24 protein-coding genes are annotated in these 24133 nt (G+C 62.4%); 20 read left to right on the forward strand and 4 right to left on the reverse strand.

Translation table 11 applies throughout. The annotated features are described in order from the left end of the window. The coding region (locus LKX83_RS27390; RefSeq protein WP_227886024.1) for a hypothetical protein at positions 1-255 on the forward strand (255 nt) is incomplete at its 5' end. Positions 256-526: 271 nt separating this feature from the next. On the opposite strand, the gene hflX is transcribed toward LKX83_RS27390, so the two are convergent. Beyond that, positions 527-1780 (reverse strand): GTPase HflX, encoded by a 1254-nt coding sequence (hflX, locus tag LKX83_RS27395; protein WP_227886025.1) that lies wholly within the window; start codon positions 1778-1780, stop codon positions 527-529. Between the two features lie 144 nt (positions 1781-1924). Between hflX and LKX83_RS27400 the strand changes: the two genes are divergently transcribed. From LKX83_RS27400 to LKX83_RS27480, 17 genes are all read left to right on the forward strand, one after another. Beyond that, positions 1925-2083, forward strand: a complete 159-nt coding sequence (locus LKX83_RS27400) for a hypothetical protein (RefSeq protein WP_227886026.1) — start codon at positions 1925-1927, stop codon at positions 2081-2083. A 183-nt stretch (positions 2084-2266) separates the two neighbouring features. Then, on the forward strand, positions 2267-2521 hold the full coding sequence (locus tag LKX83_RS27405; RefSeq protein ID WP_370639141.1) for a glycosyl hydrolase: 255 nt from the start codon (positions 2267-2269) through the stop codon (positions 2519-2521). Between the two features lie 98 nt (positions 2522-2619). After that, complete coding sequence (locus LKX83_RS27410; protein WP_465249354.1) at positions 2620-3594, forward strand: glycoside hydrolase family 113; 975 nt, start codon at positions 2620-2622, stop codon at positions 3592-3594. Between the two features lie 228 nt (positions 3595-3822). After that, the gene (locus LKX83_RS27415; RefSeq protein WP_227886027.1) at positions 3823-6957 is read left to right on the forward strand and encodes an ATP-binding protein; all 3135 of its coding nucleotides are present in this window, start codon (positions 3823-3825) and stop codon (positions 6955-6957) included. A gap of 53 nt (positions 6958-7010) precedes the next feature. Then, on the forward strand, positions 7011-8126 hold the full coding sequence (locus tag LKX83_RS27420; protein WP_227886028.1) for a response regulator: 1116 nt from the start codon (positions 7011-7013) through the stop codon (positions 8124-8126). A gap of 18 nt (positions 8127-8144) precedes the next feature. Then, positions 8145-8633, forward strand: coding sequence for an SRPBCC family protein (locus tag LKX83_RS27425; protein WP_227886029.1), 489 nt, complete (start codon positions 8145-8147; stop codon positions 8631-8633). A gap of 260 nt (positions 8634-8893) precedes the next feature. Further along, a complete protein-coding gene (locus LKX83_RS27430; RefSeq protein WP_227886030.1) occupies positions 8894-12067 on the forward strand; it encodes an S-layer homology domain-containing protein in 3174 nt (1057 codons plus the stop codon). A 288-nt stretch (positions 12068-12355) separates the two neighbouring features. Then, complete coding sequence (locus LKX83_RS27435) at positions 12356-12532, forward strand: helix-turn-helix domain-containing protein (RefSeq protein WP_370639143.1); 177 nt, start codon at positions 12356-12358, stop codon at positions 12530-12532. Between the two features lie 513 nt (positions 12533-13045). Then, positions 13046-13282 (forward strand): DUF6953 family protein, encoded by a 237-nt coding sequence (locus LKX83_RS27440; protein ID WP_227886067.1) that lies wholly within the window; start codon positions 13046-13048, stop codon positions 13280-13282. 3 nt (positions 13283-13285) lie between these two features. Beyond that, positions 13286-13756: a hypothetical protein gene (locus LKX83_RS27445; RefSeq protein WP_227886031.1), complete on the forward strand. Its 471-nt coding sequence runs from the start codon at positions 13286-13288 to the stop codon at positions 13754-13756. Between the two features lie 206 nt (positions 13757-13962). Further along, the gene (locus tag LKX83_RS27450; protein ID WP_227886032.1) at positions 13963-14175 is read left to right on the forward strand and encodes a cold-shock protein; all 213 of its coding nucleotides are present in this window, start codon (positions 13963-13965) and stop codon (positions 14173-14175) included. Positions 14176-14287: 112 nt separating this feature from the next. Next, a complete protein-coding gene (locus tag LKX83_RS27455; RefSeq protein ID WP_227886033.1) occupies positions 14288-14968 on the forward strand; it encodes a response regulator transcription factor in 681 nt (226 codons plus the stop codon). Next, positions 14965-16347: a sensor histidine kinase gene (locus LKX83_RS27460; protein WP_227886034.1), complete on the forward strand. Its 1383-nt coding sequence runs from the start codon at positions 14965-14967 to the stop codon at positions 16345-16347. The genes LKX83_RS27455 and LKX83_RS27460 overlap by 4 nt, the downstream gene beginning before the upstream one ends. A gap of 328 nt (positions 16348-16675) precedes the next feature. Continuing rightward, on the forward strand, positions 16676-17800 hold the full coding sequence (locus tag LKX83_RS27465; RefSeq protein WP_227886035.1) for a glycosyltransferase family 2 protein: 1125 nt from the start codon (positions 16676-16678) through the stop codon (positions 17798-17800). Then, positions 17797-18414 carry a glycerol-3-phosphate acyltransferase gene (locus tag LKX83_RS27470; protein WP_227886036.1) on the forward strand — a complete coding sequence of 206 codons (618 nt, stop codon included), beginning with the start codon at positions 17797-17799 and terminating at the stop codon, positions 18412-18414. The genes LKX83_RS27465 and LKX83_RS27470 overlap by 4 nt, the downstream gene beginning before the upstream one ends. 98 nt (positions 18415-18512) lie before the next feature. Next, positions 18513-18995 (forward strand): YrdB family protein, encoded by a 483-nt coding sequence (locus LKX83_RS27475; protein WP_227886037.1) that lies wholly within the window; start codon positions 18513-18515, stop codon positions 18993-18995. A gap of 183 nt (positions 18996-19178) precedes the next feature. Further along, positions 19179-19379, forward strand: a complete 201-nt coding sequence (locus LKX83_RS27480; RefSeq protein ID WP_090575021.1) for a cold-shock protein — start codon at positions 19179-19181, stop codon at positions 19377-19379. 98 nt (positions 19380-19477) lie between these two features. On the opposite strand, the gene LKX83_RS27485 is transcribed toward LKX83_RS27480, so the two are convergent. Further along, positions 19478-20938, reverse strand: coding sequence for a glycosyltransferase family 39 protein (locus LKX83_RS27485; RefSeq protein ID WP_227886038.1), 1461 nt, complete (start codon positions 20936-20938; stop codon positions 19478-19480). Between the two features lie 173 nt (positions 20939-21111). Here LKX83_RS27485 and LKX83_RS27490 point away from each other — a divergent pair, with 173 nt between their 5' ends. Beyond that, the gene (locus LKX83_RS27490) at positions 21112-21705 is read left to right on the forward strand and encodes a pentapeptide repeat-containing protein (protein ID WP_227886039.1); all 594 of its coding nucleotides are present in this window, start codon (positions 21112-21114) and stop codon (positions 21703-21705) included. On the opposite strand, the gene LKX83_RS27495 is transcribed toward LKX83_RS27490, so the two are convergent. Further along, positions 21689-22957: an MDR family MFS transporter gene (locus tag LKX83_RS27495; RefSeq protein WP_227886040.1), complete on the reverse strand. Its 1269-nt coding sequence runs from the start codon at positions 22955-22957 to the stop codon at positions 21689-21691. The two genes, LKX83_RS27490 and LKX83_RS27495, sit on opposite strands and share 17 nt — an antisense overlap. Positions 22958-23153: 196 nt before the next feature. Here LKX83_RS27495 and LKX83_RS27500 point away from each other — a divergent pair, with 196 nt between their 5' ends. Beyond that, on the forward strand, positions 23154-23591 hold the full coding sequence (locus LKX83_RS27500; RefSeq protein ID WP_227886041.1) for an SRPBCC family protein: 438 nt from the start codon (positions 23154-23156) through the stop codon (positions 23589-23591). A 33-nt stretch (positions 23592-23624) separates the two neighbouring features. Here LKX83_RS27500 and LKX83_RS27505 read toward each other — a convergent pair whose 3' ends face one another. Further along, on the reverse strand, positions 23625-24089 hold the full coding sequence (locus LKX83_RS27505) for a MarR family winged helix-turn-helix transcriptional regulator (protein ID WP_227886042.1): 465 nt from the start codon (positions 24087-24089) through the stop codon (positions 23625-23627). Positions 24090-24133: the final 44 nt, after the last annotated feature.

Consider the following 24133-nt stretch of genomic DNA (forward strand, 5'->3'; position numbering starts at 1 on the left):
CACACCGTCACCAACACACCGTCACCAACATCCCGTCACCAACATCCCGCCACCAACATCCCGCCACCAAACACCGCCACCAACACACCGTCACCAACACACCGTCACCAACACACCGTCACCAACATCCCGCCACCAGCACACCGTCACCAACATCCCGCCACCAACATCCCGTCACCAAACACCGCCACCAACACACCGTCACCAACACACCGTCACCAACATCACGTCATACCGAAAACAACATTCCATTAAGGCTCGTCCGTCGCGCGGCATGGCGATGGGGCCCGGAAGTCGGGAGGAAGCAGAATGACGCGATGAGGCCTGAGAGTCGGGATGACAATAGGATGGCCGGACCCCGCGGCAACATTCCCCGCCACTCGCGTTCGAAGCTTCTTTACGCTGCCGAATGCAGCCATCCCCTAGACAGCACGCTCAAGACAGACAAACGGCCGCTTCGCACCGGACATGCCTGCCCGTCGCGAAGCGGCCGCCTCTCCTAAACCGCCTAAATGATTAACGCCGTTTACTGCGGCGCGAACAATTCCTTGTGCTTCTCGTAATCGGCCAGCTTGCACGTCAGCTTCAGACGCGTCCCCTCCGGCTCGTACTCCGTCGCTTGCACGTGAGCGTGCTCATTGAAGTAGGCGACCAGACGCCCCTGATCGTAAGGGATGACGATCTCTCCCTCTACGTAATCGCCGAAGACGCGATCCCGGATGAGCCGGATCAGCTCCTCGATGCCTTCGCGGCGGCCGGCGGAGAGATAGACGGTATTGTCTTCGATGCGGGGATACGCCTGATCCGTCAGATCCGCCTTGTTGAACGCGTAGACGGCCGGAATGCCGTCCGCGCCCAAATCCTTGAGCGTGGCCTGGGTCACGGCGATATGCTGCTCGTGCTCCGGGTTGGCGCAGTCGACGACGTGGATGAGCAGATCGGCCTCCGCAACCTCCTCCAGGGTGGAGCGGAATGCCTTGACCAGATGGTGCGGCAGCTGGCTGACGAAGCCGACCGTATCCGCGAGCAGAAACGTCTTGCGGTCGGGCAGCGAGATGCTGCGGACCGACGTTTCGAGCGTGGCGAACAGCATATCCTTGGCCAGCACCATCTTGCTCGAGCCGGGCTGGTATGTCTCCATCACGGCGTTCAGGAGGCTGGACTTGCCCGCGTTCGTATAGCCGACGAGACAGACGACGGGGACCTCGTTTTTGCGACGCTGCTTGCGCTGGACCTGGCGCCGCGCGACGAGCTTCTCCAGATCGTGCTGCAAATGCACGATCCGCTCCTCGATGCGCCGCCGGTCCAGCTCCAGCTTGGTTTCGCCCGCGCCGCGGTTTTTCAGGCCGGCTCCGCCGCCTTGCCGCCCGAGCGACTCGCGCAGTCCGACCAGCCGCGGGAGCATGTATTGCAGCTTGGCGACCTCGACTTGAAGCTGCGCCTCCTTGGTTTGGGCGCGTTCCGCGAAAATGTCGAGGATGAGGATCGTGCGGTCGATGACCCGGCGCTCGAGCGTCTTCTCGAGATTGCGGATTTGCGACGGCGACAGCTCGTCGTTAAAAATGATCGTCGAAGCGTCCAGCCCTTCGGCCAGCCCCTTCAACTCCTGCAGCTTGCCCGCTCCGATGTAGTGGGCGGGATTTACGCGCTCCGCCTTTTGGGTCAGCTCGCCGACGACCTCGATGTCGCACGCGTCCGCCAAATTGCGCAGCTCCTCCATCGCGTATTCGAAGCCGGGCTGGTTCTGCAAGTGAACCCCGACAACGATCGCGTTGGCCATTCGATTATGCTCGTGAAGGGTTGTCAATTACCATCATCCTCTCTCTAATAGAACCTGTAAGCGCAAAAAAACGCAGGCGTCTTCCGCCTGCGCTCAAGGTCTTCAGATCAAGGACGAGGTCTCGCCAACCGGCGAGCCGTTCGCATGGACGATCCACTGCAAGGCATGGCCGAGCGGGCGAGAACGATTCGCGCGCGCTGCCTGCCGCCGTTAACGGCGGTTACCTACGGGACGACGGGCGTATCGCCTCCGGGATCGGAAAACGAAGCCGCGTATGCCCCTATGCGGACAGACCTAATCTGAGTTCCCTGCACGCAGGCAGAGCTTCGGCGCTAACCATTAGGCGCGCAAAGTGCGAACTCGGACAAAGTCTATCACACGTAACCCTCCGTTCCTCAAAGTAAGCCGATTCTAACACAACGCCGCGCGGATGACAATTCCATTTTTACGCGGCCGCCTTATCCCGCCGACGGCGACTACGGGCCGGTGATCGCTTCGTACGACCGTCTGGCCGCGCTGGGCGACGGCCGCAAGCTGATCGCCATGACCGAGAACGGGCCGATTCCCGACCCGGATCTGGTGGAGGCGTACGGAGCCGGCTGGCGCTGGTTCTGCACCTGGGAAGGCGACTTTCTGACCGACGGCAAAAAGAACAGCCTGGAACATCTCGTCCGGGTATACAACCACGAGCGCGTCGTGACGCTCGACGAACTGCCCGATTGGAGCAAGTACGGCAAGTAGCGGCCCGAACGTGCCCGGTCGCCGGACCTGCGAGGCGGCTCACATTCGTCGGACCTCTTCGTCTCGGAAGGGGCCGATAGGAGAACGGAGGGAAAGAATTGAACAGCACCGCATTCATGAAAGGGATGACGCACGGCTGGGACAGCCAAAGAGGCGCTTACCGCCAGCCTTATGCGCTGGATTCTTTGCGCAAGCTGAAGGAGACGGGCAGCGAGTGGATCGCCCTGTCGTTTTATACCTATCAAGCGAATACGCACGCGACGGAAATCCCGTTCGACTACGGGCATACGATGACCGATCGCGATATCGAATTCGCGGTCAATCAGTCCAAGGCGTTGGGGCTCAAGGTGTGCCTCAAGCCGGTCGTCAATTCCAGGGACGGCATCTGGCGCGCGCATATCGGCTTCCCCGACGAGGAGGCCGCTCAGCCTTACTGGGACGCCTGGTTCGAATCGTACGGCAACTTCCTTTGCCACTACGCGGAAATCGCCGAGGAGCTCGGCTGCGAAATGTTCTGCATCGGCTGCGAGATGGCGAAGACGGAGTCCCGGAAGGCGGAGTGGCACGCGCTGATCGAGCGAGTGCGGTCGATCTATGGCGGACCGCTCGTCTACAACGCCAACCATGGCTCGGAGGAAGGCGTCGCCTGGTTCGATCAAGTCGATGTGATCGGGACGAGCGCGTACTATCCGGTCGCCCGGAAGCCGGGGGACGGCGAGGACGCCATGCTCGCGAATTGGCAGCCGGTGCGGGCCAAGCTGCGCCGACTGCACGAGAAGTTCGGCAAGCCGATCGTCTTCATGAAGATCGGATGCCGCAGCGCGCTCGGCTGCGCGTCGATGCCGTGGGATTACCTGCGCACGGAGCTGCCGGCCAGCGAGGAGGAGCAGGCGAATTTCTACGGCTCGGTGCTGCGGGCGTTCTGGGACGAGCCGTGGTTCGGCGGCTTCTTCTGGTGGGATTGGAGCGTTCGGCTCTACCCGCTCGAACAGGCGAGCGCAGACACGGGCTTCGACATCTACGGGAAAAAAGCCGAGCGCGTGCTGCGGGAGTGGTACGCCAAGACGAGATAGCGCAAGGGAATAAGCCGCATCGGCTCGCAGAGCGCCTCTGCCGCCGGTGCGGCTTTTGCTTGGGGAGGCGGGATTTTTAGAGGCCCGACAGCGCGGGTGATAACCGCCGACATTTTCGATAGGCGGGCCGCCTTCTTTTTGTCATAATAGCGTTTGAGAGCGTTTTGAGAGCGGCGTTGGCTAAGCTGTCGAAACGGGATCCATGAAAACGAGAGACGAGGCGCGGAAATGGCGAGAGGTTCGGCGGATGCGGGCATGACGAATAAGCGGAAAAGGCTGCGCTTCTTGTATCGGGCGCTCGGGCTGATGGGGATCCCGATGCTGTCGTTCGCGCTGCTGGCGGCGATCAACGCCTATACGGTACCGGACAAGTCGGCGCCGCAAGCGCGGGCGGGCGTCATTGACCTCGGCGATTGGACATTCGGGACGAAGCATACGGTGCTGCTGAACGGCGAATGGGCCTTTTACCCGATGCATCTGTATTCGCCGGAGGATTTCCAAGCCGGTCGGGTGCCGCCGCCGTCCGCGCCTTATGCCGACATTCCGAACACCTTTTACGACGGCAACCCCCCGGACGAAGCGAGCGGCACTGTGTACGGCACCTATCGGCTGACGGTCAAGCTGAAGGACGAAGACGTGGGCTACGGCATCCGTCTGCCGAACGTGAACGGGGCTCACCGTCTCTACGTAAACGGCCATCTCGTCGGGGAAGAAGGACGCGTCTCCGACAACGAACGGGATTACGTGAAGGAAAACAAGCCGTACGCGACGTTCGTCCGGCCCGAAGGCGGCCGGCTGGAGCTCGTCCTGCAATCGGCGAACTTCAACAATCCGATCGGCGGCGGCTTTGAAGGCGTGCAGCTCGGCCTCCAATCCGATATGCTGCTGATCGACCGGATTCAGTTCGCGGTCGAGTTTTCCGGCCTGTTCATCCTGCTGCTGTTCGGCGGGTACCATATGGCCCTGTACGTGCTGCGGTTAAAGGACAAAGCCTATTTATACAGTGCGCTCTACTTTTTGACGATGCTGGTGCTCATGGTGACGAGCGGCGAAAAGCTGACGCTGCAGCTGCTGCCGGGATTGCCTTATTGGGCGTCGAGAAAGCTGTACGATTTCGGAGGCTTCTCCAATATCGCGCTGCTCGGGATTTTCCTTTATCAACTGGACGTCAAGCTGCTCCATCGCAAGCATCTCCTCGTGCTGCTGGCGCCGATCGTCGTCTATCTGGCCGCGATCGTCGCCGTTCCGTACCCGGAGTACCGCGCGCTCGGGGATCTGCCCTGGGACTATGCGGGGCTCGTGTCTCTTTTTTACCTGTACCGGGTCATTCGGCTGTTCGTCAAAGGGGACGGCCGGCTGGGCCGCCAAGAGACCGCCCTGCTCGTCGGGGTGCTCGTCTCCGTCGCGTTGATCCAGCTGTTCGGGATCCTCTATTCGCTCAGCCTCGTGGAGACGGATATCGGCCGGCGGATCGCGTTCCTCGCGGTATTGGCATTTATGAACGCGCTGCTCGCGCTGCGGCTCGCGAATGCGACGGACCGAAGCGAGCAACTGACGGACCAATTGATCCTGCGCGACAAGCTCAAGGACGAATTCCTCGCGAACACGTCGCACGAGCTGAAGACGCCGCTGCACGGCATTCAAAATATCGCCGCGTTTTTGCTGGGCGAAAAGGCGGGCGAGCTCAACGACCGGCAGCGTAGCGAGCTGTCGCTGATCCAGGACACGTCGACGAAGCTGTCGGCGCTCGTGAACGATCTGGTGGACGTCGTCCGGCTGAAGCACGGCGACCTGCGGCTCGCGTCGTCGGCGCTCGATCTGCGCGTCGCGGCGCAGACGGCGTTTCAGGTGCTGGAGTTCGAGCTGGCGGGCAAAGACGTGCGCTGGGACAACGAAATCGCGCCCGGCACCCGCGTCCTAGCGGACGAGAACCGGCTTCGGCAGGTGTTGTACAACCTGATCCACAACGCGATCAAGCACACGAAGGCCGGCCGGATCTCGATCGGCGCGCGGGCGGCGGACGGGTTCGTTGAAGTATGGGTGGAGGATACCGGCGTCGGGATGGCTCCGGGCAGTCACGAGGAGGTATTCGGCTACTTCGAGCAGGTCGACCGGGAGCTGCCGCAGGACGGCTACACGGGCATGGGACTTGGCCTCTACATCAGCCGCCAGCTGATGGAGCGGATGGACGGACGCATCTGGGTCGACCGGTCCGCGCTGGGTCAGGGTACGCGGATGGCGTTTACGCTGCCGGCCGCAGAGCCGCCCTCGGCCACGACGGGCGAGGCGGAGGCGGCCGCCGCGTCGGAGAGCGGCACGCGTATCCCGACGCAGCTCGAACGCATCGACGAAGGCCGCGCGCACACCGTACTCGTCGTCGACGACGAAGCCGCCAACGTGCGGATTCTGCTGAATTTGCTGGGCGACGAGTACAACGTGCTGTCGGCTTTTTCCGCCAGGGAGGCGCTGGACAAGCTGGAGCGGTACCCTGAGATCGACCTGCTCGTCCTCGACGTCATGATGCCGGAGATGTCCGGCATCGACCTGTGCCGCGCCGTCCGGGAGAACCGATCCGTACTCGATCTGCCGGTCCTGTTCGCGACGGTCAAGGACTCGCTGCACGACGTCGAGCTCTGCTTCCGCGCCGGGGGCAACGACTTCATCGCCAAGCCGTTCGATCCGAAAACGCTCGCCGCGAGGGTCCGCACGCTGCTCGTCATGAAGACGTCGATGGATCAGGCGGTGGAGAGCGAGATGGCGTTCCTCCAAGCGCAGATCAAGCCGCATTTTCTTTACAATGCCATCAGCAGCATCGTGTCCTTCTGCTACACCGACGGGGAGAAGGCCGCGCATCTGCTGTCCGTGCTGAGCCGCTACTTGCGCATGGTGTTCGACCGGGACAGCCGGACGCAGCAGGTCGCGCTGAAGACGGAACTCGAGCTGATTCGGGCGTACGTGGAAATCGAAAAAGCGCGATTCGGCGATCGGCTCGCTTATCGGCTTCACGTCGATCCGGATCTCGAGACGTACCTGGTTCCTTCCCTGACGATCCAGCCGTTCGTCGAGAACGCCATTCGCCACGGTCTGTTCGAGAAGGAGGGCCCGGGCACCGTCACGCTGTCCGTCGCGGACGGAGACGGCTACCTGCGGTTCGAGATCGTCGACGACGGCGTCGGCATGCCGGACGACGTGCTGTTCCGGCTCCGTGCCGGCGAGCGCCCGGACTTGTCGGGCATCGGCATGACCAATGTACGCAAGCGCCTCGCGACGCTGCCCGGCGCAAGCGTCACGATCGAGTCGGCGCTGGAGCAAGGGACGAAGATTACCGTGTATCTGCCGAAGCTCGGAGGTCCGCCGTCGTAGCGGGAGGGCACCCAAGCGGCTGACGCGCGAGGATGGCAAAGGAGGCGCCGCATATGCGCGTCATGATCGTCGAGGACGAGAGACCGACTTTGGATTTGATGCAGCGGCTTGTGGTTCGCCACCCGGCGCTGGAGGTGACGGGCGCGTTCACGCGGCCGCATGAGGCGTTGGATCGCTTCGCGGAGCTGAAGCCCGAGGTCGCGTTTCTGGACGTGGAAATGCCGAAGATGGGCGGCATCGAGCTGGCACAAAAGCTCAAGGAAATCGACGAGGAGCTGCTGGTGGTGTTCACGACGGCTTATCCGAACTATGCGGTCGACGCGTTCCGGGTCAATGCGGTCGATTACCTGCTGAAGCCGGTGACGCCGGAGGATCTGGAGCGGGTGGTGGTCCGGCTCGAACGAAACCGCGAGATGCGCGCCGCCCTGAAGCCGCCCGCGCCCGCGGCGGAGCCATCGATCCGCTGCCTGGGCACGTTCGAGGCGCGGCGGGCGGACGGGACGCTGATGAACTGGCCGACCCGCAAGACGGAGGAGCTGTTCGCGTACTTCCTCGCCTACCCCAACCGGCTGACGGACAAATGGACGCTGGCCGACCTGCTGTGGCCGGATCTGGAGGAGACGCGAAGTCTGCACAACCTGCACAATACGATTTACCGGCTGAAAAAGGCGTTGAAGGAAGCGGACATCTCCATCGAATTGAACCATACGAACGAAGGCTACGTCTTCGCGGCTTCCCCGGGGCTGTCGGATTTGGGACAGCTCGGCGGCTTTCTGGCGCGCGAGGCGCGGGTCGACGGGCCAAACGCCGCGGAGGCGGAGCGGCTGTTCCGCGCCTATCAAGGTCCCCTGTATGGCGGAAAAGACTATTCGTGGAGCGCCAGCCGGGCCTCCGAAGCCGCCGGACAGTATGCGTCGCTGGCTCGCATGCTGGCGGTCTGGCAGGAGGAGAAGGGCGATCTCGCATCCGCGAAGGAGACGCTGCGCCGCTATTTGATCCAGGCGCCACTGGACGAGCAGATGCACGAGAAGCTGCTTCGGATGTTCGCGGCGGCCGGGGAGAAGGCGTCGTATTTGCGTCATTTCGACGCCTACGAACGCCTCCTCGCGGATGAGCTTGATCTTGCGCCGTCTGCCGAGCTGCGGGAATGGGCCCGGCAGATGAGATAACGAAACGAGGTGCGGCACATGCGAACGAACGAATATTACATGCCGACGGAATGGCGGGTTCGGGGCAGCGTTCAGGAGGTCTACGACATTTGCTCCGACTTTCTGGATTATCAACGCTGGTGGCCCGAGGTGTACCTGAACATTCAGCCGGCGGGAATCGACGAGGAGACGAAGAGCGAGCGGTATGCGCTGCTCACGAGAGGCAGGCTGCCCTACAAGCTGAGATGGACCTCGTGCAAGACGCACGAAGACGCTCCCCGCACGCTATCGCTCAAAGCTTCCGGCGACCTGGCCGGCCGGGGGACGTGGAGGTTCGAGCAGGACGGGGAGTACGTTATCGCCCGCTTCGACTGGTACGTCAACGCCGAGAAGCCGCTGCTCAAGCGGCTGTCGTGGCTCATGAAGCCGATCTTCCGCTCGAATCACGATTGGGCGATGCGCAAAGGCTTGGAGAGCCTCGACCGGGAACTGTCGCGGAGGCGGACGGCCCGGGGCGGCACGATCTGAATAGCAAGCGGGAGGCTCTCTTCGAGGGCCTTTTTTTTATGGATTAGTTCGGTTAAAGCCCGGCGCGGAGAGGGAGCAAGGCGGTAAAGGTTCCCGCACAATCGGACGGGCAGGCACGGGATGCCCATCTCGACTAGCCGTCCTCTACCGTTGAAAATGCCAGAAAGGGAATCGGGCGCCGCGCTTTTGAGAGCGATTTGAGAGCGGCGCATGTTACGCTCCGACACGTTAGACGATTTTGTCGAAGGAGCGTAAGGTAAATGAATAAGAAAGACCGAACGGAAGGAAAAGGCACTCGGCGGGACATCTGCTCATGGCGGACGCTTAAGATCGCGTCGGCATGGCTGCTCGCGGCGTCGCTCGCCGCGGTCGGCGTCCCGCCGTCGGCGAAGGCGGCGGCCGGCAGCGTTGCGATCGTTGGCGTTGCGCCGACCGACGGAAGCGTGCTTCAGGCGCTTGAGAGACTGGAGATCTCCGTGCAGAATCCGGACGGCGACTCGCTCGAGGATGCGACTTACCGCATTCAAAGGCTCGGCGACGGCCGGTATTTGACGGACGATCCGGCAAACCCGTGGACGGACGGACTCCCGGTCGACACTCCGCTGACGGACGACGGGGGCGGCACGTACCACGAAGACCTGGCCGCGTGGCAGACGGAGGCGGTGCAGGAGGACGGAACGTACGAAATCTTTTATCAGGTCGACTATTCGGATGGGACGGCTACGACGAGTAGCACGAAGCCCGTCCGGTTTACGATCGACCGAACCGGGCCGAGCATTTCGGAGGCGACCGTAAATGAAGATTGGCTCATCTTGACCTGGACCGAACCGCTGAAGCAGCCCGAAGATTTGACGGTTGCGGACCTCGACGTGCGCGTTAACGGCGACTCCGTGCCGCTTTTGCTCGCGATCCCGGTTCAAAACGAGCCGCAAGCCATTGCACAGCTGCCAACCCCGGTTACCCAATTCGACGAGGTGACCGTGGCGTTCGCGGCGGATTCGACGCTGACCGACGAAGTCGGGAACGAGGTCGTCAAGGATCCGTTCCCCGTCGTCAACCAGACGCCGGGAACGTTTGCGGAACCGCCTACGCTGCGCATGAAGTTGGAGGCGGGGCACAAGCTTCGGCCCGGCGAGGGAATCGTCCGCTTTACGCCTACAAGCGACGGCGGGACGGAGTTGATATTCGATTGGCCGTTCGAATCGCTGAATCCGCCTGAATTTCGGACAGAGAACATTCAAAAGAGCGACTTCGTGATCCGGGAGGTGGACGGAGAATCGGTCATTCGCCCCGACGGGGTATTCGTGAGGAGCAGCCAGGACCCGGATATCTATCGGGTCGATGTGGTGCTGCCGTCCGAGACGAGCCTGTCCAAAGGACATACCTATGAATTGGCTATGTCGGAGAGCGCGGGGGGCGACGAATTCGTCATGCCCGAAGAGCCGACGACGAGCGCGTACGCCTATCTGGCTTTGTTTGGCCGGAACGCCAGTCCCGGTCTTCTCGACGAATACGAATTCGAAGACGTGACGTTGGTCGAGAAGACGCCGGCCGATTTCGACGCGCTGCTCGAGGCGGTCCGCGCCGCGCAGGATAAACACGACGCCGCGACGGAAGGCGCCGCGAACGGCCAATACGCGCCGGGCGCCAAAGCGGTGCTGCAGGCGGCGATCGATGCCGCGGCGGCGGAGCTGGACAAGCCATGGCTGGAGCAGGAGGACGTCGATGCGGCGCTGGATGCGCTGGAAGAGGCGGTCGCCGCATTTGACGGTCAGCGCGTCGACATCGATCTGACGGAGCTGACGAAGGTGATCGCGGACGCGCAAGCGACGCACGACGCCGCAACGGAAGGCGGCGCGAACGGGCAGTATGCGCCGGGCGCCAAGGCGGCGCTGAAAGAGGCGATCGACGCGGCTCAAGCGGTGCGCGACGACGCCGCATCGACGCAGCCGCAGGTGAACGCGGCCGTCACGGCCCTGAGCGAAGCCGTGCTCGCCTTCGAGGCGAAGAAAAACGGCGAAGGCGAGACGCCGGGCGGAGAGACGCCTGGGGGAGGTACACCGGGGGGAGAGACGCCTGGGGGAGGTACACCGGGCGGAGAGACGCCTGGAGGAGGTACGCCTGGGGGAGGTACGCCTGGGGGAGGTACGCCTGGCGGAGACGGCAACGGCGGCGTCCAGACGCAAGATGAAACTTACGCGATCGACGTGCCGGTAGGCGAAGGGCAAACACGCACGCTGCAGGTCGTGCGAAAGACGGCCGCCGACGGGCGGGTGCAGGATACCGTCGCGCTCTCGGAGACGTTCGCCGAGCAAGCCGCCGCGCTGCTGAAGCAGTCGGGATGGAGCCGGCTAACGATCGTCATGCCCGACAAGCACAAGACGGCTCAGCGGTTGTCGGTCGTCCTGCCGGCCGCGGCGGCGAACCGGATTTCGGGCGCGGGCATCGCGCTCGAGATCCGCACCGCCGAAGCGCGGCTGTCCGTGCCGGCCGCCTCGCTCGGAGAGGCGTCGGAAGCGCTGACGTTCACGGTCGCGCCCGTGCGGGACGCAAACGAACGGTCTAATCTCGAGCGTCGCGCGAACGGCGCGCAGGCAACGGGAACGACGGCAGGCCCGCGCGCGCTGATCGGCGTCCCCGTCACGGTCGCCGCGCCTCCCAAACGCTCTTACGCGGTGGCGCTGCCCTTGCCGGCGGACGCGACCGGAGCGAGCCTCTATTTCGAACATGGCGATGGTCAGGCGGAGCTCGTCAACGGCCGCGTACAGGAGCCGGAAGCGAGCGTACGTTATCTCGGCTTCGACGCATCTGTTGGCGGCACCTTCGCGATCGTGCGCAACGATGCGGCGGTAAAGCCGGAACCGTCGGCCTTGCAGCTGCTTAACGTACCCTACTTGTCCGGCTACGCCGGCCGGCTGTTCAAGCCGAACGCGAGCCTGACCCGCGCCGAGATGGCAGCGATCGTCTCGCGGCTGGTCGACGGGACGGCCGGTAGCGCCAAGACAAGCTTCTCCGACGTCCCGGACGGCCACTGGGCCGGCGAGGCGATCCGCCGCACCGTCGCGCTGGGCATCCTGAACGGCGACACGATCGGCGCGTTCCGTCCGGATCGGCCGATCACCCGCGCGGAGACGGCGGCGATCCTTTCGCGGCTGCTCACGTCTGCTAGCCCTAACGCGTCCGCCGAAGATTTCTCCGATACGGTCGGGCACTGGGCGCAGGCGGACATTCGCAAGGTGCGTGCCGCTGGCCTGATGACCGGCTATCTGGACGGCACGTTCCATCCCGAACGGCCGCTCAACCGGGCCGAGGCGGCCGTCGTCCTGAACAAGCTGATCGGACGCCCGTCCGAGGCCGCCGGAGAACCACGCTACGCGGATGTGCCGGCAACGCATTGGGCGTATGGGGCGATCCAGGCGGCAGCAATGCGATAATCAAACCTATCAAAAACAAACGGTGCAAGGGATCTCGTCCTTGTGCCGTTTGTTTTTTGCGCGGGCGATGTCTGCCTGGAATGGCATCCATACGAGGCATTTTGATTCGGGCCGAGCATCCGTCACGTGCCCGGCTTCCGCCGGGAGTAGGGCCGGAATCCGGCGCTTGCTTGCAGACGCAGCGGGATGAGGAGACTCGTTCGCCGCGCCGAACATCCTTGAAGATCAGGCCATGCAGGCGATCGAAGCGAAAACGGAGGGCACGGCGGGAAGCCATCCTTTCGTAGACTGGTCCAGGTCCGGATGGAGAAGGCCAAGGAGCTGCTGATGACGACGGACAAACGGATCTACGAGATCGCGTGCGAGGTCGGATACCGTCAGCTCGATTGGTTCTACAAGAAGTTCAGGGGATATGCCGGTTGCAGCGCGAAGGAATATAAATGGAGACAAATGAAATCGCATTAGCGGCCTGCGGAATTGATTGCGATTCGGCGGCATGCTATAATGGATGTCATATCCAGTTCGGTTAGGCGCGACGGAAGCACCGTGCGGCGGAAGGTCATTTCCGCTGCCGCGGTGCTTTTTTTGTCATGCAGAATGTATAAGTTTTCGATCGGAGGCCTGACAATGAACGAACCTATCAAGCCGGAGCGCCTGTCGCGCAGCTGGCTGGAGCAAGCATTTACCCCGTTAAGGAACTACTTGCGGACGCATCGGCAGGACGAAGCCGATCGGATCCAACGGTATCTGACATTCATGGGCAGCCGGGAGGATCGGTTCTACTACAAGAACCGGATCTCGCGCGGGGCGATCGTATTCGACCGCTCGGGACGGCTCGTATACGGCTCGCCCGACGCGCTGGAGCACGACTTCGAATGGATGCATGACGAGGAGGGCGACGCCGACGGGGCGGGGCGTCATTTAGCATCTGCGTCCGCTTGTGATACGATAGGGGGAAACAAAGCAGGAGGGACAAGAATGGAAGCAACCGCGCAGGACGTCGCCGCCTGGATGGTGAAGGAGATCGAGTTCCGGTCGAAGCTCAGCCAGAGCGACGCGGTGGCCTATATCCGGGAGCACTTCGGCGAGCGATTCGTCTTCGTCAACGAACGGGGAAACATCTCCCTCGACCGGGAGGTCGTAAAGGCGTTCCGCAAGCTGCACGGAGGCCGGGTAGCTTGGGATCGGGACGGATTTTTCTGGGGGTGGACCTAGGACATGCTAAGCTTCGAACAGAAGATCGCGATCGCGGAATCGTTTCCCGAGCTGACGCGTAATGACGTCTCCATGGGCAGGGTAAACTACCATTTCGAGCAGAGCGCCTTCGAGAAGAAGACGGTCATCTACCATTTGCATCCGAAGGGCTTCGGCTTCGTTTACGCAGGCCGACTGGAGGGTTATCCGACCGACGACAAAGGCTACGTCAACGTTTCGGACTACGAAGAAGCGGAATTCCGCGACATCGTCGCCGCTTCGATCCGGTCGCTGACAGGCGAGCGCGAGACGGGAGCGGACGGACCCGAGGCCGAGGAGCAGTGGCGCAACGCCAAGCGGCAGACGCTGACGTTGAGGTTCGACAAGGAGGACGGCATGTGGTATATCTTTGCCGGACTGAATCTGGACGCGGCGTTCGAGACTTACGACGAAGCGAGGGACTACCTGTCTGACGAGGGATTCTCGCCGGTCTGACGCAGTACGGGATTGCTATCCTCAGGCCGATATACTATCATGGACGTAATGACCCAAACGGAAAGTCACATATTGCCCAAGGCGAATACCTTTTTCCGGACAGCCTTGTGCGGCATGTGATTTTTTATTTGGGTCCGTACATCGCTCGTCTTCGTTTCGGGTATCGTATTAGGGTTGCCTATCGATAGGAGAAAGAAGGGTCCGCTATGTACCATTCACGGAAGAAGCCTCCGGAGGAAGTCGCGCTGGAGCCGACGACCATCTGGTCATGTACGAGCGAGGACTGCAACGGGTGGATTCGCGATAACTTCTCGTTCGCCGACCATCCGCAATGCTTGCTGTGCGGATCCGAGATGGAGAAGGGCGAGAAGATGCTGCCCGCGCTCGTCAACACGAGTCCCGCTCAAGCCAAAGCATGATCGTCCCCTAAGACGGATCGGCGCCTAAGCGCGATTGGCCAAAGACACTGACCGGCAGGCCGGTCGGTGTCTTTTTGGCGAACGCGCGCGCCGCAGGAAAGCGGTGCTGTCTATGAGAATCCACATTGTCGTCGCGGACGACGACCCCCATATTCGCGAGCTGCTGCGGCTCGTCCTGCGGAGGGAGGGCTACGTCGTTCTCGAAGCCGGCGACGGCGAATCCGCTTCGCGGCTGCTCGAGCGGGAGCAGGCGCACCTGGCCATCGTCGACGTCATGATGCCGGGCATGAGCGGGATCGAGCTGTGCCGGGAAATCCGGGAGAACTACGACATCCCCGTCATTTTATTGACCGCGAAAGGCGCGATCGAGGACAAGGAGCACGGCTTCGCCGCCGGGACGGACGACTATCTGGTCAAGCCTTTCGAGCCGCAGGAGCTGCTCTTCCGCATCCGCGCCCTGCTCCGGCGGTATCGCCTCGTCTCTTCGGAGACGATCTCTCTCGGCGGCGTGCAAATCGACCGCAAGGGCTACGAGGTGCGGATCGACGGAGAGACGCTCACGCTGCCCCTTCGGGAGTTCGAGCTGCTGGCGCAGCTCGCAAGCAATCCCGGCCGGATCTATACGCGGGAGCAGCTCATCCGGCTCGTATGGGGAGCCGACTTTGCCGGCGACAGCCGGACCGTAGACGTGCATGTCAAGCGCCTGCGGGAACGGTTCGCCCACCGTCAGGATGATTTCGTCATCACGACGATCCGCGGCCTCGGATACAAGCTGGAGGTGCCGGAAACATGAAGACGCTCTATTTCCGCATCGTCGTCACCTTCGTCCTCGTCGCCCTGGCCAGCGGCATCGTGGGATTGCTTCTCACCAGCGTGTATTACGAGTTTCTGGTTCGCCCGGACAACGAGCGCAAAGTCGCGGCCGTCGCAGAGAACGTGCAAGCGCTCTACGAGCAAAGGCCGGTGTCGGATCTGGACGGCTATCTGTCGCGCGTGGCGGCCCTCGGCCTCCAAATCTACGCCGTCTTTCCCGACGGGCGGCACCGGACGTACGGTTCCCCGTTCAAACGCGGTCAACTGACCGCGGAGCAGGTGCAAGCCGTTCTGAGCGGCGGATCGTACCGCGGCATGGCCGAGGAGAACCGGAAGCTGGAGCTGCTCGCCTACTTCGAAAACAGCGTGCGCAATACGGTAGGCGTTCCGATACGGACGCCGGCGGGGCCGGCGGCGCTGTTCATCCGCCCGGATCTCGCCCAGCAGACTGGAGAGGTCCGGGTCATCGTGGCGGTTCTACTGGGCGGCACCTTCGTCGTGAGCCTGCTCCTGATCGCAGTGCTGTCCCGCTACATCGTCCGGCCGGTCAAGGCGCTCACCCGCGCCACGCGGCGGATCGTCGAAGGGGATTACGAGATCCGGCTGTCGGTCGGACGACGGGACGAGATCGGCGATCTGGCGCAGCATTTCTCCCGGATGGCCGAGGCAATCCGTCAGCTGGACGAGCGCAGGCAGGCGTTCGTGGCCAACGTCTCCCACGAGATCCAGTCCCCGCTTACTTCGATCCAAGGCTTCGCCCGCGCCGTGCGCGAGGGAGAGGGGACGCCGGAGGAGCGGGACCGGTACCTGGCCGTCATCGAGGAAGAGAGCGGGCGGCTGTCCGCCCTCGGCAAGCAGCTGCTGACGCTCGCTTTCCTGGACAAGGACGGCGCCGACCTGGACAAGACGACGTTCCGCCTCGACGAGCAGATCCGGCAGGCGCTCATTCTGCTGGAATGGCAATGGTCGGAGAAATCGCTCGCCCTGGAGCTGGTCTTGCCGGATACCGAGATCTCGGGCGACCGCTCGCTGCTTTACGAGGTGTGGCTGAACCTGATCGCCAACAGCATCAAGTTTTCGAATCCGGAGGGGACGATCGCCGTTCGAATCGCGGACGGGCCCAAAGGGTCCGTGGCGGTCGAGATTGCGGACACGGGCGTCGGCATCCCCGCCGCCGAGCTCCCCTACATCTTCGAGCGGTTCCACAAGGCCGATCCCTCGCGGGACCGATCCGCCTCCGGCAGCGGTCTCGGGCTCTCCATCGCGCACAAGATCGTCGCGCTGCACGGCGGCGACATCCTCGTCCGCAGCGAGCCCGGTCGGGGGACCGCCTTTACCGTGACGCTGCCCCGTTTGTAATCTCCCGTTCATCGTTCGCTGCTCTGAAACAACACCGCCCCCTTCTTGATCCGACGGGGGGGCGGTGTTTTTTGCGATTTCGCCGCGGCGGGAGGGGGAAGAGCCGTGTTGGCCGGGGAGATAGTCGAAAAATCCCAGGAAGGGATTTCCACCCGCAACGACGAATTTCCTCCCTAGAGCTCCATGATGCACCTTAGGCGGCACCTATGGCATCGAACGGAGCATTGTCCGAATACAATGGAGTACCCCGCCTGCGACCGGTTGCCGGGAAACGTCTGCCGAGCCGGCTTCGTGGCGGGAGACGGAGGAGTTCGGGGGAGGGTGTCTCATGTGGATCGGATGGATCTTCGCCCTGCTGGCCGCGGGCGTGCTGGCCGGGTTTGCGCTGTTCCGCCGCCGTACGATCGTTTCCTGCGAAGCGCCCGGGCCTGCCGAGCAGGGACAACCAAGAAAGCTGTCGGTCATCATTCCGGCGCGCAACGAGGCGTTTAACTTGCCGGGCCTGCTCGCCTCGCTTCGCGAGCAGACGCTGCGGCCGTTCGAGGTCATCGTCGTGGACGACGACTCCTCCGATGGCACAGCCGACATCGCCCGGCGGTACGGCGCGACCGTCGTGACCCACGAGACGCCTCTCCCGCCGGGCTGGACCGGCAAGAACTGGGCGCTGCGCACCGGGTACGCGCATGCTGCCGGCGACCTGATCGCCTTCCTTGACGCCGACATTCGCTTAGCCCCGGCGGCGCTGGCCTCGCTCGTACAGGCGCGGGAGCGGGCGGGCGGCGTCGTTTCCGTCGTTCCCTATCATACGGCCGGCCGCTTTTACGAGCGGCTCGCGCTCATCTTGAACGTCCTGGGAGTGTTCGCTTTCACTTCGTTCCTGGAGCGGCGCCATCCGACCGGCCTCTACGGATCTTGCATTTTGACGACGCGGGAGGACTACGAGCGAGCCGGCGGACACGACGGCGTACGGTCCGAAGTGCTGGAGGACCTCAGCTTGGGGGTCCAATACGGGAGGTCCGGCATTTCGGTGACGAATTTCCTGGGCGCCGGCATGGTTTCCTTCCGCATGTATCCGCACGGCATCCGCAGCGCCGTCCAAGGGTTCAGCAAAGGCGCGCTCCTCAGCACCTCCAAGCTGAGCGGCTATACCATCCTGCTCGTCGCCCTGTGGGTCGTCGGGCTGATCGCGGCTGAGCTGGGACTCATTTTCGCCGTCCTTGCCCCAAGCGGCGGAGCCGTCCTCCTCGCGACGGGCTATCTCCTCTATACGCTGCAGCTCGCCTACTTTATCCGCTATGTCGGAAAGTTCGGCGTCGCGGTGCCGCTCGTGCACCTGCTGTCCACGTTGTCCTTTCTGTACGTCATGGCTTATTCCGCCTACCGCGTCGTCTTTCGGGGACATGTCACATGGAAAGGCAGACAGATCGAAGTGGGAGGCAAGTCAAGCCGATGATTCTATTGTGGACGCTCGCCTCGTTTTTGTCCGGGTCGCTCATGTTCTCGTACGCGCTGGGGAAGCTGGTCCGCCGGAACTTGAGGGAAGTGGGAGACGGTAACCCCGGGGGCTTGAATCTGTGGCGCGCCGCGGGCATGCCGCTCGGGCTGGCCGGCATCGCGCTGGATTTTCTGAAGGGATACTTGCCCGTGCTGCTGTTCCTCGGGTCGCCCGCCGCGCATGGTTACGCCCTCGTACCCGTCGCCCTCGCTCCCGTGCTGGGGCATGCCTTTTCTCCGTTCCTGAAAGGAAAGGGAGGCAAAGCGATCGCGGTCACCTTCGGCGTTTGGAGCGCCGCGACCGATTTCGAAGCCTCGCTGGTCTATGCCGTCGTCCTGGCGATCGCGATGGCCCTTCACCGTGGCCTGCGCCGCCGCTTCCCGCCATCATCCCGGGCCGATGCCGTCCAAGTCGCGAGCGGCCTGCTTCCCGTCGGCCTTTACTTGGCCGCACGGGGGTATCCCGGCGACATCCTGGTGCTCTGGCTGGGCAATTTTCTGCTCATGCTCTACACGCATCGGCGCGAGCTGCGCGGCCTGCTAACCCGCACGGATGAAGCGGGAGGGAGCTAGTCCGTTAGCGGGTCGGCTCTTCTCCATGTTTTGCTTGCAAAAACTAATCACATTAGTTATTATAAAACTAACGACATTAGTTAACGGAGGAGAACGCGATGACGATTTTGCGCGGTACAATTTTGGCTGTCTTTTTTCTGATGGAGCTGGCTTCGCTGGGAGCGCTGGGGTACTGGGGATTTCATCTCGACCGGAGTCTCTGGGTCCAAATTTTGGCCGGCCTTGGCGCTCCGCTTTTGACTGCTATTTTCTGGGGGGGGGTCGTCGCGCCCAAAGCCACCTTCCCGGTATCGGTTCCGGTGCGCGCGCTGCTCCAATTCCTCGTGTTCGCGTTGAGCGTGGCCGCCTTGTACGCCTCCGGCCGGACCAGCCTGGCGATTTTGCTGGGAGCCGTCGTGCTGATCGAGATGATCTTGACGTATACGCTGGATTTTAACGGGACGCCTTCCTCCTTTTTTGAGGAAAGGTGTTTAAAAACGGCTCGTTGTGGGGAAAGTAATGTTGTGTGTGCCCGCGAGCCGTTCGATTCGGCGCGTCATAGCCGACGGCTTTTCAATCTTGGCCATGCCTCTGCCAAATAATCCATGTTTGCGTTCTCGGACAAGATGTGTTAAGATGACGCTAATTACTTCAAATCTTGACCTGAGTTCACATATTGTAGAGGGTTATTATTTTGAGGCGTAATAACCTTGTACAATATGTGAATTTTATTTTCCAAGCAAAATAAAAGATCATGTAGAAAAACATTTTTGGAGGTATTCCACATGCAACAAGGTACCGTGAAATGGTTTAACGCAGAAAAAGGTTTCGGCTTCATCGAAGTCGAAGGCGGCAACGACGTATTCGTTCACTTCTCCGCAATCGTCGGCGAAGGCTTCAAGACGCTTGACGAAGGTCAACGCGTAGAATTCAACGTCGTTCAAGGCAACCGCGGCCCGCAAGCCGAAAACGTCGTTAAACTGTAATTCCGCTACAAAAGGAAAACCCGACCGCTTGCGGTCGGGTTTTTCGCTTTTTCCGGGGAATGCCGCGAGTCTAAGAGATCGCTGCGTCCGGACGAGCCTTACATGGAAACGTCGCGTCCCGTCTGCGATGGCTCATGCAGCGCGAAGAAAGGACGCATCCTCTCGTAAAGGACATAGATGCCGTAGCTTTGCAGAAGGATCAGCACCGGCATGAAGTCGAGGCGATAGCGGGTTTGCACTTCGATGGCGAGGTGGACCGCTGCGTACCCCAGCCAGAGCAGCAGAGGCAAGATCGGCTCGCGACCCCCTCCGCGCCGAAGCAGCGCGATCAGCGAAACGAGTCCGAAGGCGCTCAGCGTAACGTACATCGACCGCTCCCACCGATCCAGCAGCCGGGACAGCTCCGGCTTGCCCATCTCTCCGAGGCTCCACATCGTCGCCGAGTCCGCGCCGCCCCAGAGCAGTACGAGCTTGCGCGCCATGAGCGCTGCTACTTCGCCCTTGTCCGCCAATCGCTCCTTCACGACGGCGAGCTCCGCCTCGTCCCGTTCCGGTCCGAGCGGGTACCGGGCAGCCAGCTTGGCATCCTCCACCGACCAATTGCCGTCCGTAGCGGCATTCAGGCCGACCATGAACTTCCAGTAGGGCTCGCGGTTGGACAGCTTGTACGTCGTGACGCCGCCCGCGATGAGCGCGTAGCTTACGACCAGCTGCACGAGATAGAATGCCGCGAACACGCCGATCGCCTTGGCGATCGGCGGGCGGGCTCGCAGACGAAAGGCCGGGATCAGCTCGAAGATTAGTACGTACAAGGCGAAGCCGATCAGGAAGATCGGGCCGAGCGGGCGGATGATATGGCCGAGCCCGAAGGCGAGACCGATGCCGATCCAGCGCCACTTCGCCGCCAGCCCGCGATTCAGGAGCAGCCAGCAGCCGAGCAGGTACAGGAAAATCGACAGATGCTGATTGGTCAGCACGGAACTCATCAGGACGTGGGGGATATAGCACGCATATAGGAGTCCGGCCGCCCTGGCGCTGAATTCGTTGAACAGCTTGCCGGCGATCGCGTAGACGAGCAAGGACGTTCCGACGCCGTACAAGACATTCAGCAGCTTCAGTACGAGCAGCGAGCCGCCGAACAGCTTGATGACCAGGGCTTCGTACATTGTGAATCCAAGCTGGTAAACCCAGCCGCGGAAGTACTCGTCCGCGCCGAACGAGAAATCGCCGTGCGCCGCGTTCAGCGCGGCGGCATGCATGAAGGCGAAGTCCGAGGCGGGGGGCGTATCGATCCAGAGCACCCAGACTAGCCGCAAGCCGAAACCCAACGCCGCCAGCAGCGCGAGATACTGCCGCCGGCTCAGATAACGGTCGGCCGCGTAGCCGGCCAAGAGCATTACGCCCGCTGCGGCAATGACGGCGGAGCCGATCTTGAGCGGCGAGCCCCACGCGGAGGCGCCGTTCACGAAGGAGGCGGCGAGCGCCGCCGCAAACAGGAGGCAGCCGGCTCCAAGCACGACTGCCGTGAACATCGATGATAGAGTGCGTTGCTTGCTCATCTTCCTATCCTTTCGTATGGCCTATTCTTTTCTTATCCTAACGGATGAAAGCCGGGGAATCCGTAGCTAAATAGTCCCAAAAGCTTGCGAAAGCGGCTTCATGGCGCCGCGAAGTAGTATACTTTAGGAGAATTCTTCAGCCAGATCGTACGCACAGAAAGGTGGAACCCACGATGAACGAGCTGCCTGGGCGGGCGAGAGAAAGCCTGCTCCGCCTTCCGGCACATCCTCCGGCGCCGGGCTCGTCCCGGGACGGAGGCCCGGAAGCCGGGGCTTTGGAGCGCATCTACCATCGCCTCAATCTCGAGGGCACGGACTTCGCCGGGCGGCACCTCGCGGAAGGGACCTTTTACGGCTCCAACCTGCGCGGCGCGAATTTCGGCGGAGCCGATCTGACCGCGGCGCATTTCGTGCGGTCGAGCCTGAAGGGGGCGATTTTCGAGGGCAGTCGGCTGGACCGGACGCAGTTCATCTTTTCCGATCTGAGCGGGGTCCGCTTCGACGGCCAGACGCTGACGGGCGCCGTCTTCGAGCACGCCGGACTGATGGGCGCCACCTTTCGCGGCGCGACGCTGCTGCACGTGACGTTTCGCTTTTTGCGGCGTCACGGGCACCTGTTTGTGCGGCGCAGCAAAGGCCTCGTCGTCGCCCGGTTCGATCCCCGGGCGGATCAGGCCGATTTTGACGGCGCGCGAATAGACGAGGCGACTTTCGCGCAGCTTCAAGCCGCCGGTGCCGATCTGTCCGGCGTTACGCTGCTCGCTTAGCCGGCCGCTCGTACCAGTTGAACATCAGGTAGTAAATCGCGGCGGCCAACAAGGCGAGAATCGCGAGGAGCCCGAAGGTCCACTTATAGCCGATCCATTCGCTAAGCGGGATCGACAGCGGGGCGATCGTGCGGCCCAACGTGTAGCGGAGGCTCGAAGCCGCGAAATACTGTCCGCGCATGTCCTCCGGCGCGAGCCGGGAGATGAACGTCTGCTGCGGCCCGGCCGACATGAGTTCGGCCAGCGTGAAGAGCGCGATCACGGAGGCAAAGCCCCAGAAGGTCGTCATCTGGCCGAACAGCACGATGCTGACGGCATAGATCGCCGTTCCGAATACGAAGACATACCGGTCCCGCAGCTTCTCGAGTCCCTTCGTCACGGCGACGGTGAACAGCGCAACCAGGAGTCCGTTCAGCGACACGATCGCGCCGAACAGCTGCTGGCCGGTCAGCTCCCACGACCAGTCCCCGAACGCGAAGACTGTCGTACGCGCGACGGTCTCCTTGATAAAGACGGGGAAAAGCAGATCGAGCTGCAAGAAGGTTTGCCCGACCAGCACGCCGGCGACAATGAACAGAAGGAATACGCGGTCCGACGCGATAATGCGATATTGGCCCAGTTCTTTCAGCACGAATCGGTACCACGGGCCGCTCGTCTCGGGCGACTGCCGCTTCGCCGTAGGCGCGGTTTCCCGGAGCTTGCCCGAGAGCAGCGCCGCCAGGCCGACGCAGCAGACGCCCGCGGCCGCGAGGACGATCGCCGGGTGGTCCAAAAAGAACAGGGATCCCAGCAGCGGACCGATGACGACGGCCATGTTGAGCGAAGAATAGAAGACGGCGAAAACTTGTGATTGATGCTGTGGCTCGACCACGTCGGCCACCATCGCCTGGCTCGCCGGCCAATAGAGAGAGCTGGCGACGCTGGCCGCGCTGAAGCCGGCGAAGGCGAGCGCGGGCGCGTGCAGCAATGGCGTCGCGGCGACGGCGAACAGGCCGTATCCCGCAGCCTGCACGAACGTTGCGACGACCATCATGCGCTTGCGTCCGAAGCGGTCCGCGCAGTAGCCGCCGAGCAGATTGGCCACGACGGACAAGACCTGCGACAGGATCAGCAGCATGCCGGCCGGCCCTTTGCCGAACGCTTCGCTGAAGTAGATTGCGAGAAAAGGAAAGAAAGTCCAAAATAAAACGTTAATCGCAAACTCTCCGCCAAGGCGGATTTTCAGGTTGGTATCCCAGTTGCGGATGCGCATGCTTGTCCAAATCTCCTGTAGGCTTCGTAGTTATCCCTCCATCATACGACCTGCAGCGAGGATGGACAAGCCGAAGGAAAAAATGGAGATGCGCGGAGCTATGCGAATCCTTGCCCAATACGTACCGGGTTGAAGCGTTCGGCACGGCCGCGTCTTCCGTCCCCACACGATTTCTTACGAAAGAAGGCAGCATGAGATGAAATTTACGACAAAAGCGAACGTTGTCGCCTCGAAGCGGGCGTTGTGGGAAGCTTGGGCGGACGTGTCCGCCTGGCCGCAGTGGGATACGGAGCTGGAAGAGGCGGTACTGGACGGCGCGTTTGCCGTCGGCGCCGAGGGCAGGATGAAGGCGAAGAATGGCGGCAGGTGGACCGGGTTCCGAATTGCGAGCATCGAGCCGGCTAGGGGCTATACATGCATCGTGCCGCTGCCTGGGGCAAGATTGGAATTTCGCAGGACGTTCCGCGAAACGGAGGGGAACGGCTTGGAAATCGCGCACGTGCTGGATTTTCGAGGCCCGCTCGGCTGGCTGTACGGCTTGACGCTCGGGCGGAAGACGCATCGAGCGTATCCGCAGCTCATGGAGCGGTTCGTCGAGCAGGTGATGGCGCGGGAACGCGGAGAATGGCGGTAGCGTCCGGCTGCCGCCGCAGTGGGGGGCGCTGAATCATCCGCCGTTCTTGCGCTGGATGCGGCGTTCGGTCGTCCGGTTGAACTGCCGGAGCAGCTCCGCGAACGCCCGGCAGTCCGCCTCCGGCCAGCCCTCGAGCAGATTTCCGTAAAAGGCGGCCCGCGCTTCTCGGATCTCTTGCAGAAGAGCGGGAACCGGAGTCGTGATCTGCAGCAGATTGATGCGGGCGTCCTTCGGATCGGTCTTGCGCTCGACGTATCCTTTTGCCTCCAGAGCGGCGGTCTGCCGGCTCGCGGTCGAGACGTCCAGCTGGCACGCGTCGGCGAGCGCCTTGATGCCGAGCGGCCCCCGCTCCTCCAAATAGCTGAGCAGCAAATAGGTCGAACGGTCGAAGTCTTTGTAGTTCAGATGCGCGATGCGCGCCGCCTCGGCCTGCCGAACGAAGACGGCGATCTCCCGTTCCAGCGAGCGAAAGACGGCCTCCGAATCTTGGTCGGTCATGTGGCGTACCCTCCGGTCTTGTCTTGCTTTTCTACAGCTTACTG

Source organism: Cohnella baijiui, assembly GCF_020731285.1.
Lineage (GTDB): Bacteria > Bacillota > Bacilli > Paenibacillales > Paenibacillaceae > Cohnella.

Coding starts and splice junctions, on each gene's coding strand:
- LKX83_RS27425 (WP_227886029.1), top strand. CDS start 8,145: ATGCGAACGAACGAATATTACATGCCGACGGAATGGCGGGTTCGGGGC.
- LKX83_RS27400 (WP_227886026.1), top strand. CDS start 1,925: ATGGACGATCCACTGCAAGGCATGGCCGAGCGGGCGAGAACGATTCGC.
- LKX83_RS27495 (WP_227886040.1), bottom strand. CDS start 22,957: ATGCGCATCCGCAACTGGGATACCAACCTGAAAATCCGCCTTGGCGGA.
- hflX (WP_227886025.1), bottom strand. CDS start 1,780: ATGGCCAACGCGATCGTTGTCGGGGTTCACTTGCAGAACCAGCCCGGC.
- LKX83_RS27420 (WP_227886028.1), top strand. CDS start 7,011: ATGCGCGTCATGATCGTCGAGGACGAGAGACCGACTTTGGATTTGATG.
- LKX83_RS27465 (WP_227886035.1), top strand. CDS start 16,676: ATGTGGATCGGATGGATCTTCGCCCTGCTGGCCGCGGGCGTGCTGGCC.
- LKX83_RS27475 (WP_227886037.1), top strand. CDS start 18,513: ATGACGATTTTGCGCGGTACAATTTTGGCTGTCTTTTTTCTGATGGAG.
- LKX83_RS27450 (WP_227886032.1), top strand. CDS start 13,963: ATGTACCATTCACGGAAGAAGCCTCCGGAGGAAGTCGCGCTGGAGCCG.
- LKX83_RS27415 (WP_227886027.1), top strand. CDS start 3,823: ATGGCGAGAGGTTCGGCGGATGCGGGCATGACGAATAAGCGGAAAAGG.
- LKX83_RS27480 (WP_090575021.1), top strand. CDS start 19,179: ATGCAACAAGGTACCGTGAAATGGTTTAACGCAGAAAAAGGTTTCGGC.
- LKX83_RS27460 (WP_227886034.1), top strand. CDS start 14,965: ATGAAGACGCTCTATTTCCGCATCGTCGTCACCTTCGTCCTCGTCGCC.
- LKX83_RS27505 (WP_227886042.1), bottom strand. CDS start 24,089: ATGACCGACCAAGATTCGGAGGCCGTCTTTCGCTCGCTGGAACGGGAG.
- LKX83_RS27430 (WP_227886030.1), top strand. CDS start 8,894: ATGAATAAGAAAGACCGAACGGAAGGAAAAGGCACTCGGCGGGACATC.
- LKX83_RS27440 (WP_227886067.1), top strand. CDS start 13,046: ATGGAAGCAACCGCGCAGGACGTCGCCGCCTGGATGGTGAAGGAGATC.
- LKX83_RS27455 (WP_227886033.1), top strand. CDS start 14,288: ATGAGAATCCACATTGTCGTCGCGGACGACGACCCCCATATTCGCGAG.
- LKX83_RS27485 (WP_227886038.1), bottom strand. CDS start 20,938: ATGAGCAAGCAACGCACTCTATCATCGATGTTCACGGCAGTCGTGCTT.
- LKX83_RS27490 (WP_227886039.1), top strand. CDS start 21,112: ATGAACGAGCTGCCTGGGCGGGCGAGAGAAAGCCTGCTCCGCCTTCCG.
- LKX83_RS27470 (WP_227886036.1), top strand. CDS start 17,797: ATGATTCTATTGTGGACGCTCGCCTCGTTTTTGTCCGGGTCGCTCATG.
- LKX83_RS27500 (WP_227886041.1), top strand. CDS start 23,154: ATGAAATTTACGACAAAAGCGAACGTTGTCGCCTCGAAGCGGGCGTTG.
- LKX83_RS27445 (WP_227886031.1), top strand. CDS start 13,286: ATGCTAAGCTTCGAACAGAAGATCGCGATCGCGGAATCGTTTCCCGAG.